The organism is Pseudomonas sp. C9-3, from assembly GCF_032392015.1.
GTDB classification, from domain to species: Bacteria; Pseudomonadota; Gammaproteobacteria; order Pseudomonadales; family Pseudomonadaceae; genus Pseudomonas; species Pseudomonas nitroreducens.
In genome coordinates, this window is the sequence record NZ_CP135919.1 from 302,858 (window position 1) to 319,584 (window position 16,727).

Here is a 16,727-nt window from a genome sequence, read left to right on the forward strand (position 1 = left end):
CCGGCAGCCAGGTTAGCCGGCGACGCTAACAGGGTAGGCGTGAAATTTACGTCAAGGGGCGTCAGGCGACGCCCATCTGCTCGGCGAGTTGATGCAGGTCCGATTCGTCGCCCAGCTCGGCGGCGCGTTGGAAGTAGGCCAGGGTCAGCTCCCGCAGGCTTGGCGGCATGGAGTCGGCGAGCTGCCGGCGGGCTACGCGGAGGAAGTTGAGGTTGCCGCCCTCCAGCGCCCGTTCCAGCCAGATGCGCGCGGCTGGCAGGTCGCCGCGCTCGGCCAGCACCGAGGCGTGGCTGAACTGGCCACGGAAGTCACCGGCCTCGGCCGACCGACGGTACCACTGGTGAGCCGCGCCAAGGTCGCGGGGCACCACCAGACCCTCCTCGTGGAAGCGCCCCACCAGGTTCATCGACTTGGCATGGCCCAATGCCGCCGCGCCCTCGTAGAGCGATAGCGCGCGGGCATCGTCGCGCGCCACGCCGCGGCCGGTGGAAAGCAGGTTGGCGAGGTTGTACATGGCCCAGTCGAGCTTCTGCTGCGCCGCGATGGCGTAATGGCCGGCCGCAGCCGTCTCGTCCTTGGCGCACCCCCAACCGTGCTCCAGGCAGCGCCCGAGCATGTTGCGGGCCATGGCATGACCGCGCTCGGCGGCGATGCCGAACCAGGTCAGGGCCAGGCCGATGTCCTGTTCGATGCCGTGGCCGTCGAGGAGTATCTGCCCGAGCAGCGCCTGGGCCTCCAGGTTCCCTTCACGGGCACCGGCCAGGATGAGCCGGGCGGTCTGCCGCGGATCGTCGGCGAGCTGGCCGGTGAGGTCCTCGACGTTGATTTCTTCAGTGCGACGCAGGACGAAGCTCATGGCAGATCAGACATCCACCCAGCGCCGTAGCAGGTTGTGGTAGGTGCCGGTCAGCTCGATCAGCGCCGGGTGATCCGGCACGTCGCGGGTCAGCGCCTGGATCGACTGGTCCATCTGGAACAGCAGGGCGCGCTGGCTGTCCTCGCGCACCAGGCTCTGGGTCCAGAAGAACGAGGCGATCCGCGCGCCACGGGTCACCGGGTTGACCTTGTGCAGGCTGGTGGCGGGATAGAGCACCAGGTCGCCGGCCGGCAGCTTCACCTGCTGGGTGCCGTAGGTGTCCTGGATCACCAGTTCGCCGCCGTCGTAGTCGTCGGGGTCGCTGAAGAACAGCGTCGAGGACACGTCGGTGCGCACGCGCTCGCGGCCACCCTGGGTGTCGCGCACGGCGTTGTCGATGTGGAAGTCGAACGAACCGCCGCCGGTGTAGCAGTTGAACAGCGGCGGGAAGACCTTGCTCGGCAACGCGGCGGACTGGAATAACGGGTTGCTCCACAGGCGCTGCAGCATGGCCTCGCCGATCTCGCGGGCCAGCGGGTGATCCTGCGGCAGTTGCAGGTTGTGCTTGGCGCGGGACGACTGGTAGCCGGCGGTAACCTTGCCGTCAGCCCACTCGGCCTGCTCCAGGGCGGCGCGAATGCGCGCCACCTCATCGCGGGTGAAGATGCCAGGAATGTGCAGCAGCATGGGCCGGTTCCATCAGTTTCGATAATTTGCCAATGATAATGATTTGCAACAGATCGGTACAACCGGCATTCCCCTACTTCCGACAGGGAGAAAGTGTAAAAGTTGTAAATCATGTGCGTATGGTAATGAATGTGAATTGATACAAATTCTCAGTTGCAATAAATTGCGCGGCCTTCATGAACCCCTGGGGAGGGAGTTTCGATGTCGCGTCAATCCACCGAGTTCGCCGGCAGCAAGCCGCGCCTTCTAGTCAGCGCTGTCGGCGTGGCGATCACCGCCATGTCCGGTACTCATCTGGCCCACGCCGCCGAGGCGTCGTCGAAGAAGTCCGGCCAGGACGTCCTGTCCCTGGACGCCGACACTGTCGTCGGCACCCAGCAGCAGGACCCGACCACCTACAACGTCGAGAAGTCCGCCTCGAAGAAGTACACCGCACCGCTGCTGGATACGCCGCGCTCGGTAACCGTGGTGCCGCAGCAGGTGATCAAGGACACCGGCGCGCTGACCCTGCAGGACGCGCTGCGTACCGTGCCGGGCATTACCTTCGGCGCCGGCGAGGGTGGCAACCCGACGGGTGACCGTCCGTTCATCCGGGGTTTCGACGCCCAGAGCGACACCTACGTCGACGGCGTCCGCGACACCGGCGCGCAATCGCGTGAGGTCTTCAACCTCGAGCAGATCGAAGTCAGCAAGGGCCCGAACTCGGCCTTCGGTGGCCGCGGCTCGGCCGGTGGCAGCCTGAACCTGATCAGCAAGCAGGCCAAGGCCGGCAACTTCACCGACGGCAGCTTCACCTACGGTTCCGACCAGACCCGTCGCTACACCCTCGACACCAATCAAGAGTTCCTCGACGGCAACGCCGCGTTCCGCCTGAACCTGATGACCCACGACCAGAACGTCGCCGGTCGCCAGGCGGTGGACGCCAGCCGCTGGGGTATCGCGCCGTCCCTGACCTTCGGCCTCAACGGCCCGACCCGCGTCACCGTCAGCCATTACCACCTGGAAAGTGACGACACCCCGGACTCGGGCATCCCGTACGCCAAGAGCGCCGACCGCAGCAAGCACAACCCCGACAAGCCAGTGAACGTCGACCGCGACAACTACTACGGCCTGGAGGATCGCGACTTCCAGAAGAGCCGCATCGACACCAGCACCATCACCTTCGAGCACGACTTCAACGATGCCCTTGGCCTGCGCAATACCCTGCGCTACGGCACCGCGCACCAGGACTACATCTGGACCCAGCCCGACGACAGCCAGGGCAACATCAACAACGGCACGGTCTGGCGCCGCAACAACAACCGCGTCAGCACCACCACCACCGCGACCAACCAGACCGACCTGTTCGGCGAGTTCTACCTGGCCGGCTTCAAGAACAGCTTCACCACCGGCCTGGAATTCACCCGCGAAGACAGCAAGCGCGACGGCTACACGGTGAACACCAATACCGGCTCCAGTGCCGGCGCCAACAAGTGCCGCCCGGCCATCGTCGGCGCGCCCAGCGGCTACAACTGCACCAGCCTGGAAAACCCGAACCCGCACGACCCGTGGAACGGCAGCATCGTCCGCAACTACAAGCCGCTGAACACCGTGGCCACCACCAAGGCGATCTACGGCTTCGACACCATCGACCTCAACGAGCAATGGCAGGTCAACGTCGGTGCGCGCTTCGACAGCTTCGAGACCACCGCGAAGAACCATGGTGTGTCGCCGACCACCAAGTTCGAAGACAGCTCCAGCTTCTGGAACTGGCAGGCCGGCGTGGTCTACAAGCCGGCGCCCAACGGCAGCATCTACGCGTCCTACGCGACCTCCGCGACCCCGCCGGGCTCGATGCTGGACAACGGTGACACCGGCAACGCCGTGGACACCTTCGCGGTGAAGAACAACCTGGAGCCGGAAGAAACCACCAACTACGAAATCGGCACCAAGTGGAACTTCCTCGACGAGCGCCTGGAACTGACCGCGGCGATCTTCCGCACCGACAAGGACAACGCCCGCGTGCTGGTCTCCAACCAGACCTACGACAACGCCGGCCAGTCCCGCGTCGACGGCATCGAGCTGTCCGCCAGCGGCAAGATCACCGACAAGTGGAAGGTCTTCGCCGGTTACAGCTACCTCGACAGCGAGCTGGTCAAGGCGGGCAAGTCCGGTCGTAGCGGCGCGGTGAACGCCACCGCTCCGTCCAACGACGGCAACCAGATGCCCAACACCCCGGAAAACAGCTTCAGCCTGTGGACCACCTACGACGTACTGCCCAACGCCACCATCGGCGGCGGCACCTTCTACGTCGACAAGGTCTACGGCGACGTGGCCAACACCATGTACGTCCCGGACTACTGGCGCTACGACGCAATGGCCTCCTACAAGCTGAGCAAGAACGTCGACTTCCAGCTCAACGTGCAGAACGTCTTCGACAAGCAGTACTTCGACAAGGCCTATGCCGCGCACTACGCGTCGCAGGCGGCCGGCCGCACCGTGCTGCTGTCCACCAACTTCCACTTCTAAGGTCGCGCACCTCTGGCGACCCGCCCCGGCCGATGCTCCTCGGCCGGGGCTTTTCTTTGTCCGGGCCGCCAGTGCCGGAGGTAAGGCCAGGGTAAAGATTGTTAAATCGGCTGCGTTTGCGAGCCATTCTCATTAAAATGCCCGCCCTGCGTGATGGGTGTCCGAAGGTGAAGCCGCGGTGTTGAAGAAAGTCCTTTTCCAGTTGCATTGGCTGTTTGGTATCAGCGCAGGACTTGTGCTGGCGCTGATGGGCATCACCGGGGCGATGCTGTCGTTCCAGGATGAAATCCTGCGGGCCATCAACCCCGAGAGCCTGGTGGTGGAAAAGCGCGCCGAAGCCGTGCTGCCGATGGACGAACTGATCCGCCGGGTGGAAAGCGCCGAACCAGGCAAGAAGGTCGCCTTCTTCTGGCTCAAGACCGAGGGCGTGGAGTCCGCGCGCATCTTCTTCACCCCGCCACCGGGCCAGCGCCGTGGCGAATCCCTGTATGTCGACCCGTACACCGCAGAAGCCCTGCCCGCGCCGGTGGGCGAGGGCGCCTTCATGTTCATCATGCAGCTGCATCGCTTCCTTGCCGCCGGCGAAGTCGGCCAGCGGATCACTGCCGCCTGCACCCTGATCCTGATCTTCTTCTGCCTTTCCGGCCTGTACCTGCGCTGGCCACGCAAGGCGCTGAACTGGCGCACCTGGCTGACCTTCGACTGGCGCAAGAAAGGCCGCGCCTTCAACTGGGACCTGCACGCCGTGGCCGGTACCTGGTGCCTGGTGTTCTACCTCCTGGCCTCGCTGACCGGCCTGTACTGGTCCTACGAGTGGTACCGCAACGGCCTGTTCAAGCTGCTCGACGACGCCCCCGCCGGCCAGGCCAAGGGCGGCCAGCGTGGCGGCGGCAAGCGCGGCCCGGCGCCCGAGGGTCCGCCGCCGATAGTCGATGCCACCGCCATCTGGAACACCATCCAGCAGACCGGCGGCTCCGCCATGACCGCCTACAACCTGCGCCTGCCGCCGGTGAAGGGCCAGCCGGCCACCGTCTTCTACCTTCTCGATGACGCTGCCCACGAGCGCGCCTTCAACGAGATGACCATCGACCCGGCCAGCGGCAAGCTACTCAAGGACCGCCGCTACAACGACAGCAGCGCCGGCAAGCAACTGCTCACCAGCGTGTACGCCCTGCACGTCGGCAGCTATTTCGGCCTCACCGGGCGCATCCTGATGATGCTCGCCAGCCTGGCCATGCCGCTGTTCTTCATCACCGGCTGGCTGCTCTACCTTGATCGCCGCCGCAAGAAGCGCGCAGCGCTGGCCGCCCGTGGCGAGCTGGGCACTACGGCTGGTGGTGCCGACTCCTGGTTGATCGGCTACGCCAGCCAGAGCGGCTTCGCCGAGCAACTGGCCTGGCAGAGCGCCGGCCAGTTGCAGGCTGCTGGCCTGCCGGTACGCGTCGAACCGCTGGGCAAGCTGGACCGTGCGCAGCTGGAGCAGACTCGCAATGCGCTGTTCGTGGTCAGCACTTTCGGCGAAGGCGAGGCACCGGACAGCGCCCGTGGTTTCGAGCGCCAGGTGCTCGGCCAGTCCCTCGGCCTCAACGACCTGCGCTTCGCCGTACTTGCGCTGGGCGACCGCCAGTATGAGCACTTCTGCGGCTTCGCCCGGCGCATGCAGGGCTGGCTGCAAGGGCAGGGCGCGCGCCCGCTGTTCGATGGCGTGGAAGTGGACAACGGTGATGCCGCCGCGCTGCATGACTGGCAGGCACGCCTCGCCGAACTCTCCGGCACCGCGCCGCAAGTGGCCTTCACCGCGCCGGCCTTCGAAGTCTGGACGCTGAGTGGCCGTGACCACCTGAACCCCGGCAGCCAGGGCGAATCCACGTGGCTGCTGCGCCTCGGGGCGCCGAGCGACTCGCAGATCGACTGGGCCGCCGGCGACCTGGTGGAAATCGTCCCGCGCCAACCGGAATTCCTCGTCAGCCGTTGGCTCGAACGCCTTGGCCTCGACGGTTCCGGCAGCGTGCAGGTCGACGGCCTGGCCATGCCGCTCAAGGACGCCCTGGCCGGCTGCCTGTTGCCGGCGAACCTGGAGCATCTGGTCGGCCAGCACGGCCAGGCGGTGGTTGATGCGCTGATCAAGCTCTCGGTGCGCCAGTACTCCATCGCCTCATTGCGCAGCGAAGGCGCGATGGAGCTGATCGTCCGCCAGGAACAACATGCCGACGGTTCGCTGGGCATCTGCTCCGGCTGGCTGACCCAGTACCTGCCCGAAGGTGGCAGCCTGCTGCTGCGCCTGCGCCGTAACCGCAGCTTCCACCTGACCGAGGACGATCGTCCGCTGATCCTGATCGGCAACGGCACCGGTATCGCCGGCCTGCGCGCACTGCTGCAGGCGAGCGTAGCCGAGGGGCGTTCGCGCAACTGGCTGCTGTTCGGCGAGCGCAATATCGCCCACGACTTCTACTGCCGCGACGAGCTCGAAGGCATGCTGGCGCGCGGCGAACTGCAACGCCTGGACGTCGCCTTCTCCCGCGACCAGGCCGAGAAGGTCTACGTACAGGATCGCCTGCGCGACAGCGCCGAAACCCTCGCCCAGTGGCTGGAAGAGGGCGCGGTGATCTACGTCTGCGGCAGCCTGCAAGGCATGGCCGAAGGCGTCGACCGTGCCTTGCGCGAGATGCTTGGTGATACCGAGGTCGAGGGGTTGCTGGAGAGTGGGCGCTATCGGCGCGACGTGTATTGATAGGGCGTTGGGTGTAGTCGATCGCGGACGGAGTCCGCTCCCACGCTCAGCATGACTGGCTTTTCGTAGGAGCGAGCTTGCTCGCGAACGGATTTTCCGGCAGCTCCAGCGCTGGGTGGGTTCGCGAGCAAGCTCGCTCCTACAGGATCAAATACCCCTCACCCGAACCCTGGCTGCGCGCTCCGCTCCCACAGGAGTGGGGCGCGCAGCCAGTTTCGTAGGGCGGATAACGCGCCAGCGTTATCCGCCGATTGGCCGCCGGCGGATAGCCTGTTCCAGGTTATTCACCCTACGCAGGACTCCTCAAATGGCGCAAACAAAAAGGCCCCCGCGAACGCGGAGGCCTTTTTTGTCTGAGTGGTCTTCAGAACCAGCGGCGGCTTAGATCCACAGGAAGAGTGCCAGTACCGCCGCGAAGAAGCCCCACTTCTGCAGGTAGTACAGCTTGCGGTTGCGCTTCTTCAGGGCCTTGCCCTGCAGGCGGATCTTGTACAGCGAGGCGAACGCGCGGTTGATGCCGCCGGTCTTGTCGCCCGCATCGTTGGGCGAGGCTGCCGCGGCCATCACGTTGCGGCTGAACCAGCGGTTGAAGGCCGTTACCCAGCCGTACTTCAGCGGTCGCTCGATGTCGCAGAAGAGAATCACCCGGTCATGATCCGTGGTGTTCTCGGCGTAGTGGATGTAGGTCTCGTCGAACACCACCGCCTCGCCGTCGCGCCAGTGGTAGCGCTCGCCGTCTACCTCGATGAAGCAGCCCGGGTCGTTCGGCGTCAGCAGGCCCAGGTGATAGCGCAGCGAACCAGCATACGGGTCGCGGTGGCGCACCAGGCGCGAGCCCGGCGGCAGTTCGGCGAACATCGCGGCCTTCACCGACGGAATCTGCCGCAGCAACTCGGTGGTTTTCGGGCACAGCGCATCGGCCGACGGATGGCTGTCGTCGTACCATTTCAGGTAGAAGCGCTTCCAGCCCGTCTTGAAGAAGGAGTTGAAGCCGACGTCGTTGAGCTGGTCGGAGCGCTTGATGCTGCCGGCATCGCGCAGGTGCAGCGCTTCGCTGCGGATGGCTTCCCAGTTCTCGGTCAGCAGGCGCATTTCCGGGAACTGTTCGGTCGCCAGGTACGGGCGGCTGGGTACCTTGGAGAACAGGTACATCAGGCAGTTGATCGGCGCCAGGAAGCTGGAGTGGTCGCTCAGCTGGCGCGTGAACTTGTGGCGCACCCGTCCACGCAGGTGGACATAGACGATGCTCAGGCCGAAGGCGGCCAGGATGGCGGCTTTGATCATTCGGGGAGGTATCCGCTACTACAGACCGGGGATAGTACTACTCCTGAACGTGACTGAGTATTCTCCGAAGGCCAAAGGCCATGGTCTGCTTTACCCTGTAGGAAACTTGGAAGGATGGCGACACCAATGACCGAGAGCACGACGCGAATCCTGCTCAACTGCGACATGGGCGAAAGCTTCGGCGCCTGGCGCATGGGCGACGACACCCACGCCATGCCGCTGATCGACCAGGCCAACCTCGCTTGTGGCTACCATGCGGGCGACCCGCTGACCATGCAGCGCACCGTGCGCCTGGCGGTGGAGCAGGGCGTCAGCATCGGTGCTCACCCGGCCTACCCGGACCTCGCCGGCTTCGGTCGCCGGCACATGAACTGCTCGCCCGAGGAAGTCCACGCCCTGGTGCTCTACCAGATCGGCGCGCTGGATGCCTTCTGCCGCGCCGCCGGCACCCAGGTGGCCTACGTGAAGCCCCACGGTGCGCTGTACAACGACCTGGTGCGCGACGATGCGCTGCTCTGCGCCGTGCTCGACGCCTGCGCTGCCTATCGCAAGCGCCTGCCGCTGATGGTGCTGGCCCTGGCCGACAACAGTCGCGAGCTGCAACTGGCCGATGTAGCCGATGTGCCGCTGATGTTCGAAGCCTTCGCCGACCGCGCCTACCTGCCCGACGGCCAGCTCGCGCCGCGGCGCCTGGCCAATGCCGTGCATCACGAGCCGCAACGCATTCTCGACCAGGCCCTGGCCATCGCCCGCGGCGAACCTTTCCCGGATATCGACGGCAACCCGCTGCGGCTACGCGCCGACAGCCTCTGCGTGCATGGCGACAACCCCGAATCCCTGGCGGTGCTGCGGCGCCTGCGTGGCCTGCTGGACCAGGCATGATCCGTCTCGAGTCCTTCGGCGCCACGGCGCTGCTGATCACCCTGGCCGAACAGCCCGACGACACCTTGCCGCTGCGCATCGCTCGGCTGTCCGAACGCCTGCGCACCGAGCTGGGCCCGGCGCTGACCGATTGCGTGGCGGGCTGGACGACCCTGCTCCTTCACTACGACCTGTTGCGCGTCGACTTGCTGCAGTTGCAGCGCCAGGTGCAGGCCGCGCTGGCGCAGTGGCCAGGCGAGGCCGCGACCGGTGACGTGGAGCGGCTGCATGAAATTGCCGTGTGGTACGCCGGTGAAGACCTCGCCGAGGTTGCCCTTCACTGTGGCCTCACGCCGACCCAGGTGATCGACCTGCACGCTGGTCGCGACTACCGCGTCGGCGCCGTCGGCTTTACCCCCGGCTTCGCCTACCTGGGCGAGTTGGACGAGCGCCTCGTCCTGCCGCGCCGGGCCACGCCACGCACACGGGTTCCCGCCGGCAGCCTCGCCATTGCCGAGCGCCAGACAGCGGTTTATCCACAGGCCTCACCCGGTGGCTGGCACTTGCTGGGACGCACCGCGCAGCGTCTGTTCGATCCCTGCGCGGCGCCTCCCTGCCCGCTGGCCGTGGGCGATCGGGTGCGCTTCGTACCCATCGACGAAGCTGCTTTTCGCGCTGCGGGCGGTGACGCATGAGCCTGACGGTCATCGCCTGCGGCCCGCTGTGCCTGCTGCAGGATGGTGGTCGCCAGGGCTGGCAGCGGCTCGGCGTTTCTCCTGGCGGGCCTGTGGATAAACACGCCGCGGCCTGGGCCAATCGCCTGCTCGGAAACAACTACGGCACAGCATTGTTGGAGATCGCACTGGGCGGCGTGGAGCTGGAGGCGCAGGACGATACCTGGCTGGCGCTGACCGGCGCCGAGCTGCCTGCACAACTCGATGGCGCACCGCTTCCTGTTTGGTCGCGTTTTTATGTTCGGGCCGGGCAGCGCCTGAAGCTCGGTTTCGCCCGTGCCGGACAGCGCGCCTATCTCTCTGCTGCCGGTGGTTTCCGTGCGGCACCGGTACTGGGTAGCGTTTCGACCCAGACGCGAGAAAGGCTCGGAGGTCTCGCCGGCAATGGCGAGACCCTGGCCGTGGGGGATGTGCTGGAATGCGCCGCTGCGGGCGGGCATTTCTCCCGTGGCGCCGACGTGCCCTGGCCCTATCGGCCGGACTACCGTGAATGCCCGGTCCTGCGCGTTTTGCCAGGCCCGGATGCCTTCACCACCGAACAGCGCCGGGCTCTCTTCACTCAGCCCTGGCAGATCAGCCCGCAATCCGACCGCATGGGCGTGCGCCTGCGCGGCGAAGCCCTGGGCGCGCCACGCCGGCAGTGGTCGTTGGGAATAGTGGAGGGCGCCATCCAGGTGCCGCCGGACGGCCAGCCGATCATCCTGCTGGCCGACCGGCAGACCATGGGTGGCTACCCGCTGCTGGGCGTGCTGCACCCGCTGGACATCGGCCGCCTGGCGCAATGCCCGGCGCACAGCGAGGTGCGCTTTGTCGAAGCGAGCGTGGAACAGGCGCAGGCGGACCTGCGCGCGTTCCTGGGGTTTTTCTCCGGCTGAGCTCAGCCCTCGAAGCGCTCGCCGCGGAACACCCGGCGGGGATTGCCGCGTTGCAACTGGTGATGCACCAGCCGGCGTTCGGCGCGCAGTTCGCTGTCCGCCTGATCCGCGCGCTCCTCCAGCTTGCGGGCGATCAGCAGCAGCGCCAGGCGCTTGTTGGCGTGCTGGCTGCGTTCGCTCTGTACCTTCACACTCAGGCCGGTGGCGGTGTGGGTGGCGCGCACCGCCGAGTCAGTGGTGTTGACGTGCTGCCCGCCGGGGCCGGAGGAGCGCAGGGTCTCGAAGCGCACTTGGCCTTCGAGGCTGGCTGGCGGCGCGCTGAACCGCGCGCCACCGAAGTACCAGTTCTTGCGTCCGTGATTGGGTCGGTAAGGGCTGGCGCAGATCCATTGCAGGGTCCCGCTCCAGTCCTCGGCCAACGCCGCCGCCGCTTCGCCTTCCAGCGCCAGTAGCACCGAGAGCAGGGTGCCCCGACGCGGGCCGGCTTCCTCCTCGATTACCCGAGTCTCGACCTCCAGGGTTTCGGCCTCACGCTGCAGGCGTTGCAGGGCCTTGGCCACGGCCAGTGCGCATTCGTCCGGCCCCTGGGCCGCGGATAGTTGAAGCAGGATCATCAGCAGCACTCCCCACGGGTCTTGTAGGTCAGCACCGGTTTGAGTCGCGCCAGTATCCGCAGCAGCCCCGCTTCGCGCAGCGCCCCGACCACCGAGTCGATGGCCTTGTAGGCTTCTGGCGCTTCCTCGTAGAGCAGCCCGCGATCGCCGCAGATCACCCGGCTACCCAGTGCAGTGCGGGCCAGTTGCTCGACGCGGTAGCGCGCCGAGAGACGGTCCTTGCACTCGCTGCGCATCCACTTGCGTCCCGCGCCGTGGGCGAGGGAGTAGAGGCTGCGGGGATCGGCGACTGGCTCCACCAGGTAGCTGTAGTCGCCGCGCGAGCCGGGGATGACCATCATCCCGCGATCCGCCGGCGTCGCGCCCTTGCGGTGCAGCCAGCCGTCGACGCCTTCGATTTGCGCCGGGCTGACGAGGTTGTGGTTCACGTCCAGCACCTGCGCGCCGTCCGCACGCAGGCGGTCGAGCATGCGCAGGGCGATCAGCTGGCGGTTGGCTTCGGCGAAACGCAGCGCGCCATTGTGGCGAGCCAGGTAGTGCGCGCAGTCGTCGGTGCCTTGTTCCAGACCCTGGTGGCTGAAGCGGTCCACCTGCTCGCGCAGGATGGCTTCGCCCAGGCCGCGCGAACCGCTGTGCACCAGCAGGAGCAGGTGGCGGCGGTCGATACCGAGGGCTGCCACGGCGGCTTCGTCGTAGAGCTGATCGAGTTGCTGCAGCTCGGCGAAGTGGTTGCCGCCGCCGATGGTGCCCAGCGAATGCTCGTGGCCGCACGGCGGCAGATCGAAGCTCGTGATGCGCTCGTTCCAGTCGTCGCCCAGCGGGCCGTCGAGGTTGCCCAGACGCTTTTCCAGCTTGTCCAGGTTCAGCTTGGCGGTGGCGATATCGGTACGCCACAGCGCCATGCCGCAGCCAATGTCGTTGCCCACCAGCGCCGGATACAGGCGGCCGGTGGAGAAGAACGCCGCGCCGATCGGGTAGCCGCGCCCGGGGTGCAGGTCCGGCATGCCGGCGACTCGCTGCATGCCCGGCAGGCGGGCGGTGGTTTCAAGTTGCTGGATCGCTTTACCTTCGATCCAGGTGTCGTCCGCGGCGATCAGGGTGATGCCGGCGGACAGATTTTGGATGCAATTGCCCATTGTCCAATCCCATGAGGAATGAAACGAAAAAAGAGATGGGGGCAGGCCGGAGCCGGGCAATGCGATGCCGCCAGAGGGGCGGCGGGGAAGCAATTACGCCAGACGCGACCTGCAAAGGGTGATCAGTGCTTGCATGATGTCTCTCCTTTGCTGTCGGTGGATGGAAGGTGGCGAATGATAGGCGCGCAGCGGCCCGCGCGCAATCTTCGCTATTTCGGCAGGTGCTGCAGCGGTAGCGGCGCCGATTCCTTCACCGTCTGGATGGCGAAGTTGCTGCGGATGTCGCTGACGCCCGGCAGCTTGAGCAGGGTGCCGGTGAGGAACTGCTCGTAGGCGCGCAGGTCCGGCAGCACTACTTGCAGGAGGAAGTCCGACTCGCCGCTGACCAGGTGTACCGAGATGACCTCCGGCAGGTCGATCACCGCCTGGCGAAAGGCGGCAGCGCTGGTATCGCTGTGGCGCTCGACCTTCACGCCGACAAACACCGTCAGCCCCAGGCCGACTTCGTCGCGGCCCAGTTCGGCGTGGTAACCGCGGATCATCCCGGCCTCTTCGAGGATGCGCACGCGCCTCAGGCAGGGCGAAGGGGAGAGCCCGATTTCCTCGGCAAGCTGCACGTTGGTCAGGCGGCCGTCGCGCTGCAGGGCGGCGAGGATGCGGTGGTCGTAGGCGTCCAGTTTTGGGCTTGGCATGATTGGCTGATTAAGTGACTTAAGATTGGCAGAGTATGCCAATTGGAGGCTTTGTGCTGGTGGAATACGCAAGCACCTGCTCCGAGCTTCAGGCATAGAATCCTCATCCACAATGTCTTCTTCGGAGTGGCTCCTGTGGATATCGGCGTCTTCCTGCTGGCCCTGGCGATGGTCTACCTGCTGCCCGGGCCGGACATGATTCTCCTGCTGCACACCGGTGCCCGCGAGGGCTGCCGCGCGGCATTGGCGACCGCGCTCGGCCTGGGCCTGGCGCGCGCCTGCCATGTGGCGCTGGCGGCGACCGGGCTGGCACTGCTGTTCCGCACGGCGCCGTGGACGTTCGATGTGGTGCGCATCGGCGGTGGCCTTTATCTGGCGTGGATTGGCTTGCAGTTGCTCCGAGCGCCGGTTGGCGTGCCGCTGGCGGCGGAGAGCGCCGGGTTATCCACAGTGAGCTATCGCCGGGCGTTTCGGCGTGGTCTGCTGACCAACCTGCTCAATCCCAAGGCGCTGTTGTTCTGTTCGGTGCTGTTGCCGCAGTTCATTCATCCGCAGAACGGGCCGCTGGCACTGCAGTTCGCGCTGCTGGGCGGTGTGCTGGTGGTGGTCGGGCTGGGCTTTGACAGCTTCTACGCCGTCAGCGGCGAGCGCATGGGCCGCTGGCTGGCGCGGCACAGGGCGATGCAGCGGGTGCAGCAGTGGGGCTTCGGCGGCATTCTGCTGGGTTTCGGTGTGCGCCTGGCGCTGATCCGTGATCTGTAGGGACAGTTTCGGTGCGGTGGTGAGCAAGTTGCAGAACGGCGCAAACGGCTCTTCGTGGGAGCGGGCTTGCTCGCGAGCTGACTCCGCCGCTCGGCCTGTTCGCGAGCAAGCTCGCTCCTACAGGTCTTCTGGGAGGATTTTCCACAGCCGTGCCACGGACGGCTTCTGCGGATTGCGCGCGACCACCAGCAGGCCGAGTTCCTTGCCGCGCAACTCGCGCAGCAGCTGCGCGCCCTTGCGCTGTTGCAGGCTCTCGGCGAGATGCCCGAGGGCGATCGCCGCCGCGGCTGGGTGCGTGGCGACCGGCACGTAGCTGCCGCCGTCCATATCCAGCACCACATGCTTTTCTCCGGGTTCCGGAGTGGGGATATGCAGGCTGGTCTTGAGCAGTTGTGCCATGGCTTCGTCGCGTTGGGCAGCCGTCAGCTGTCCCGGTGGCAGTGCCCGTTCCAGGGGAAAGAACTCGTCTCTGGGCTCGATTGTCGGTTTGACCTCGGCAGACGGCTGGGCAGGAGCCTTGGCACGAACCGGTGCGGGCGGCGGTTTTGGCGCTGACGAGGGCGGCGCGCTGAAGTCCAGTTCATCCTGGTCGAGCCCACTCCAGTCGATCTCGTCGAGATCGACGTCCCCCGGCGCCTTTTTCTTCGTCGTCGACGATTTCTTCCGTGATTTCACTGCCGCGCGCACGTCCATCCGCTGTTGCCGCTTCCATTTGTGCAACTGCACATTGGCGACGGCGGCGGTGACGAGGATCAGCAGGAGGAAGAACAGCAGCATGTGGAGTGTGGCCCTGTGGATAACGGCCACTGCGGTGCAGGACAGTGGCGGGACGCCACCCTAGCGGGACGTTCTGGATCAGGCCGTAGGCCTGTTCCCGCTGCGCTGTAGGACGCAGCTGTATCCGAAAGAGGGCCGGCCTATGACCGGCCCGTTTCGCATCAGTTCAGGAACTGCTCGGCGTAATGACAGGCGACTTGTCGCTCATCCAGCAGTCGCAGCTCCGGTACCTCAGTCCTGCAGCGCTCGGTGGCGTAGGGGCAGCGCTTGTGGAAGGCGCAGCCGCTGGGCGGATTGAGCGGGTTGGGGAGCTCGCCCTGGATCTTAATCTTCGGCTTGCTCGGATCGGGGTGGATCGCCGGGGTGGCCGAGAGCAGCGCCTGGGTGTAGGGATGCAGCGGGCGCTCGTAGAGCTTGTCCGCCGGGCCCATTTCCGCCGGACGACCGAGGTACATCACCAGCACATCGTCGGCCACGTGGCGGACCACGGCGAGGTTGTGGGAGATGAACACGTAGGCGGTGCCGAACTCCTGCTGCAGGTCCATGAACAGGTTGAGCACCTGGGCCTGGATCGACACGTCCAGCGCCGAGGTCGGTTCGTCCGCCACCAGCACCTTGGGCCGCAGCATCATGGCGCGGGCCAGGGCAATGCGCTGGCGCTGGCCGCCGGAGAACATGTGCGGGTAGCGCTGGTAGTGCTCGGGGCGCAGGCCGACCTGCTTCATCATCGCCTGCACCCGCTCGCGGCGTTCGATGCGGGAGAGGCTGGTGTTGATCACCAGCGGTTCGGCCAACTGGTCACCGATCTTCTGCCGCGGGTTGAGCGAGGCGTAGGGGTTCTGGAAGACCATCTGCACGTCGCGGCGCAACTGTTTGCGCTGCTCGTGGTTGGCGCCTTTCACTTCCTGGCCGGCGATCTGCAGCGAGCCGGAGGTGGGCTCTTCGATCAGGGTCAGTGCGCGGGCGAGCGTGGACTTGCCGCAGCCGGATTCGCCGACCACGGCCAGGGTCTTGCCGGCCTGCAGGTCGAAGGACACGCCGTTGAGCGCGCGAACCAGGGCGTGGGGCTTGAACAGGCCCTGGGAGATTTCGTAGTGACGGGTCAGGTCGCGGGCGGTCAGAACGGCGTTCATCGGGCCACCTCGGTGTTCAGGTTGAGCGGGTAGAAGCAGCGCACGGCGCCGCGCTCATGGTCTTCCAGCGCCGGGCGTACGCTGCGGCAGTTGTCCTGCACGTAGGGACAGCGTGGCGACAGCAGGCAGCCCTGCGGACGGTCGTATTTGCCGGGAACGATGCCGGGCAGGGTGGCCAGGCGCTCTTCACCGGCGCTGTGCTCGGGAATCGCCTTGAGCAGCGCTTCGGTATAGGGATGGGTCGGCAGGTCGAACAACGCCGGCACCTGGCCGATCTCCACCGCCTGACCCGCGTACATCACGCAGACGCGCTGGGCGGTTTCGGCGACCACGGCGAGGTCGTGGGTGATCAGGATCAGCGCCATGCCCTGGTCGCGCTGCAGGTTCAGCAGCAGCTCCATGATCTGTGCCTGGATGGTTACGTCCAGCGCGGTGGTGGGCTCGTCGGCGATCAGCAGCTTGGGTTCGCCGGCGATGGCCATGGCGATGGCGACGCGCTGGCTCATGCCGCCGGAAAGCTGGTGCGGGTAGGCGTCCAGGCGCTGGGCGGCGCCGGGGATTTCCACCCGTTCGAGCAGTTCCAGGGCACGCTGGCGCAGGGCCTTGCCGCGCAGGCCGAGGTGCAGCTTGAGCACTTCCTCTATCTGGTAGCCGACGGTGAAGCTGGGGTTGAGCGCGGTCATCGGGTCCTGGAAGACCATGGCGATGTCCTTGCCGACGATGCGCCGACGCTCACGGCCTTTCAGGCGCAGCATGTCGGTGCCGTCGAACTGCATGGTGTCGGCGGTGATGATGCCGGGGGCGTCGATCAGGCCCATCAGGGCCATCATGGTCACCGACTTGCCGGAGCCGGATTCGCCGACGATGGCCAGGACTTCACCCTTGTCTACCGAGAGGTCGAGGCCATCCACTACCGGGATGGCATTGCGGTCGCCGAAGCGGACCGAGAGATTGCGCAGGTCGAGGAGGCTCATACGGCGGTCTCCGTCAGTCTCTTGTTCTGGTAGGAGCGAGCTTGCTCGCGAACGGGAAACGCAGAAGATTGCAGGTTCGCGAGCAAGCTCGCTCCTACAGCGG

Annotated in this window: 15 protein-coding genes; 6 read left to right on the plus strand and 9 right to left on the minus strand. The window is 66.2% G+C overall.

The window, feature by feature from the left end; translation table 11 throughout:
* Positions 1 to 61 precede the first annotated feature (61 nt).
* Positions 62 to 856 carry a tetratricopeptide repeat protein gene (locus RS899_RS01380; protein WP_037014476.1) on the minus strand — a complete coding sequence of 265 codons (795 nt, stop codon included), beginning with the start codon at positions 854 to 856 and terminating at the stop codon, positions 62 to 64.
* A 6-nt stretch (positions 857 to 862) separates the two neighbouring features.
* Positions 863 to 1,543, minus strand: coding sequence for a Fe2+-dependent dioxygenase (locus RS899_RS01385; protein ID WP_054906657.1), 681 nt, complete (start codon positions 1,541 to 1,543; stop codon positions 863 to 865).
* 201 nt (positions 1,544 to 1,744) lie between these two features.
* Here RS899_RS01385 and RS899_RS01390 point away from each other — a divergent pair, with 201 nt between their 5' ends.
* Complete coding sequence (locus RS899_RS01390; protein ID WP_315808916.1) at positions 1,745 to 4,051, plus strand: TonB-dependent siderophore receptor; 2,307 nt, start codon at positions 1,745 to 1,747, stop codon at positions 4,049 to 4,051.
* A gap of 181 nt (positions 4,052 to 4,232) precedes the next feature.
* Positions 4,233 to 6,782, plus strand: a complete 2,550-nt coding sequence (locus RS899_RS01395) for a sulfite reductase flavoprotein subunit alpha (protein WP_315810391.1) — start codon at positions 4,233 to 4,235, stop codon at positions 6,780 to 6,782.
* Between the two features lie 381 nt (positions 6,783 to 7,163).
* Here the strand turns inward: RS899_RS01395 and lpxO are convergent, their stop codons facing one another.
* Positions 7,164 to 8,063, minus strand: a complete 900-nt coding sequence (lpxO, locus tag RS899_RS01400) for a lipid A hydroxylase LpxO (protein WP_054906701.1) — start codon at positions 8,061 to 8,063, stop codon at positions 7,164 to 7,166.
* A 129-nt stretch (positions 8,064 to 8,192) separates the two neighbouring features.
* Between lpxO and RS899_RS01405 the strand changes: the two genes are divergently transcribed.
* From RS899_RS01405 to RS899_RS01415, 3 genes are read left to right on the plus strand one after another with little or no spacing between them, the layout of a single operon-like run.
* Entirely contained in the window at positions 8,193 to 8,948 is a 756-nt protein-coding gene (locus tag RS899_RS01405; protein ID WP_024765903.1) for a 5-oxoprolinase subunit PxpA, read from the plus strand.
* Positions 8,945 to 9,622: a 5-oxoprolinase subunit PxpB gene (gene pxpB / locus RS899_RS01410; protein ID WP_315808917.1), complete on the plus strand. Its 678-nt coding sequence runs from the start codon at positions 8,945 to 8,947 to the stop codon at positions 9,620 to 9,622. Before RS899_RS01405 ends, pxpB begins: the two co-directional genes overlap by 4 nt.
* Complete coding sequence (locus tag RS899_RS01415) at positions 9,619 to 10,536, plus strand: biotin-dependent carboxyltransferase family protein (RefSeq protein ID WP_315808918.1); 918 nt, start codon at positions 9,619 to 9,621, stop codon at positions 10,534 to 10,536. Before pxpB ends, RS899_RS01415 begins: the two co-directional genes overlap by 4 nt.
* A 2-nt stretch (positions 10,537 to 10,538) precedes the next feature.
* Here the strand turns inward: RS899_RS01415 and prfH are convergent, their stop codons facing one another.
* The 3 genes from prfH to RS899_RS01430 all read right to left on the minus strand — a co-directional run bounded on the left by prfH (position 10,539) and on the right by RS899_RS01430 (position 12,978).
* On the minus strand, positions 10,539 to 11,150 hold the full coding sequence (prfH, locus tag RS899_RS01420) for a peptide chain release factor H (protein WP_315808919.1): 612 nt from the start codon (positions 11,148 to 11,150) through the stop codon (positions 10,539 to 10,541).
* Positions 11,150 to 12,286 carry an RNA ligase RtcB family protein gene (locus tag RS899_RS01425; RefSeq protein ID WP_315808920.1) on the minus strand — a complete coding sequence of 379 codons (1,137 nt, stop codon included), beginning with the start codon at positions 12,284 to 12,286 and terminating at the stop codon, positions 11,150 to 11,152. Before RS899_RS01425 ends, prfH begins: the two co-directional genes overlap by 1 nt.
* A gap of 209 nt (positions 12,287 to 12,495) precedes the next feature.
* Positions 12,496 to 12,978: an Lrp/AsnC family transcriptional regulator gene (locus RS899_RS01430; protein WP_233299368.1), complete on the minus strand. Its 483-nt coding sequence runs from the start codon at positions 12,976 to 12,978 to the stop codon at positions 12,496 to 12,498.
* A 135-nt stretch (positions 12,979 to 13,113) separates the two neighbouring features.
* On the opposite strand from RS899_RS01430, the gene RS899_RS01435 reads away from it, so the two are divergent.
* Entirely contained in the window at positions 13,114 to 13,740 is a 627-nt protein-coding gene (locus RS899_RS01435; RefSeq protein WP_315808921.1) for a LysE family translocator, read from the plus strand.
* A gap of 117 nt (positions 13,741 to 13,857) precedes the next feature.
* On the opposite strand, the gene RS899_RS01440 is transcribed toward RS899_RS01435, so the two are convergent.
* The 3 genes from RS899_RS01440 to RS899_RS01450 form a co-directional block, all read right to left on the minus strand.
* On the minus strand, positions 13,858 to 14,517 hold the full coding sequence (locus RS899_RS01440; protein ID WP_315808922.1) for a hypothetical protein: 660 nt from the start codon (positions 14,515 to 14,517) through the stop codon (positions 13,858 to 13,860).
* Between the two features lie 161 nt (positions 14,518 to 14,678).
* Entirely contained in the window at positions 14,679 to 15,650 is a 972-nt protein-coding gene (locus tag RS899_RS01445) for a peptide ABC transporter ATP-binding protein (RefSeq protein ID WP_315808923.1), read from the minus strand.
* Positions 15,647 to 16,624, minus strand: coding sequence for an oligopeptide/dipeptide ABC transporter ATP-binding protein (locus RS899_RS01450; RefSeq protein WP_315808924.1), 978 nt, complete (start codon positions 16,622 to 16,624; stop codon positions 15,647 to 15,649). Before RS899_RS01450 ends, RS899_RS01445 begins: the two co-directional genes overlap by 4 nt.
* Positions 16,625 to 16,727 lie beyond the last annotated feature (103 nt).

Excerpts from the sequence above, each read along its gene's own strand:
- RS899_RS01380 (WP_037014476.1), bottom strand. The coding sequence starts at position 856 with ATGAGCTTCGTCCTGCGTCGCACTGAAGAAATCAACGTCGAGGACCTC.
- RS899_RS01385 (WP_054906657.1), bottom strand. The coding sequence starts at position 1,543 with ATGCTGCTGCACATTCCTGGCATCTTCACCCGCGATGAGGTGGCGCGC.
- RS899_RS01390 (WP_315808916.1), top strand. The coding sequence starts at position 1,745 with ATGTCGCGTCAATCCACCGAGTTCGCCGGCAGCAAGCCGCGCCTTCTA.
- RS899_RS01405 (WP_024765903.1), top strand. The coding sequence starts at position 8,193 with ATGACCGAGAGCACGACGCGAATCCTGCTCAACTGCGACATGGGCGAA.
- pxpB (WP_315808917.1), top strand. The coding sequence starts at position 8,945 with ATGATCCGTCTCGAGTCCTTCGGCGCCACGGCGCTGCTGATCACCCTG.
- RS899_RS01415 (WP_315808918.1), top strand. The coding sequence starts at position 9,619 with ATGAGCCTGACGGTCATCGCCTGCGGCCCGCTGTGCCTGCTGCAGGAT.
- prfH (WP_315808919.1), bottom strand. The coding sequence starts at position 11,150 with ATGATCCTGCTTCAACTATCCGCGGCCCAGGGGCCGGACGAATGCGCA.
- RS899_RS01425 (WP_315808920.1), bottom strand. The coding sequence starts at position 12,286 with ATGGGCAATTGCATCCAAAATCTGTCCGCCGGCATCACCCTGATCGCC.
- RS899_RS01430 (WP_233299368.1), bottom strand. The coding sequence starts at position 12,978 with ATGCCAAGCCCAAAACTGGACGCCTACGACCACCGCATCCTCGCCGCC.
- RS899_RS01440 (WP_315808922.1), bottom strand. The coding sequence starts at position 14,517 with ATGCTGCTGTTCTTCCTCCTGCTGATCCTCGTCACCGCCGCCGTCGCC.
- RS899_RS01445 (WP_315808923.1), bottom strand. The coding sequence starts at position 15,650 with ATGAACGCCGTTCTGACCGCCCGCGACCTGACCCGTCACTACGAAATC.
- RS899_RS01450 (WP_315808924.1), bottom strand. The coding sequence starts at position 16,624 with ATGAGCCTCCTCGACCTGCGCAATCTCTCGGTCCGCTTCGGCGACCGC.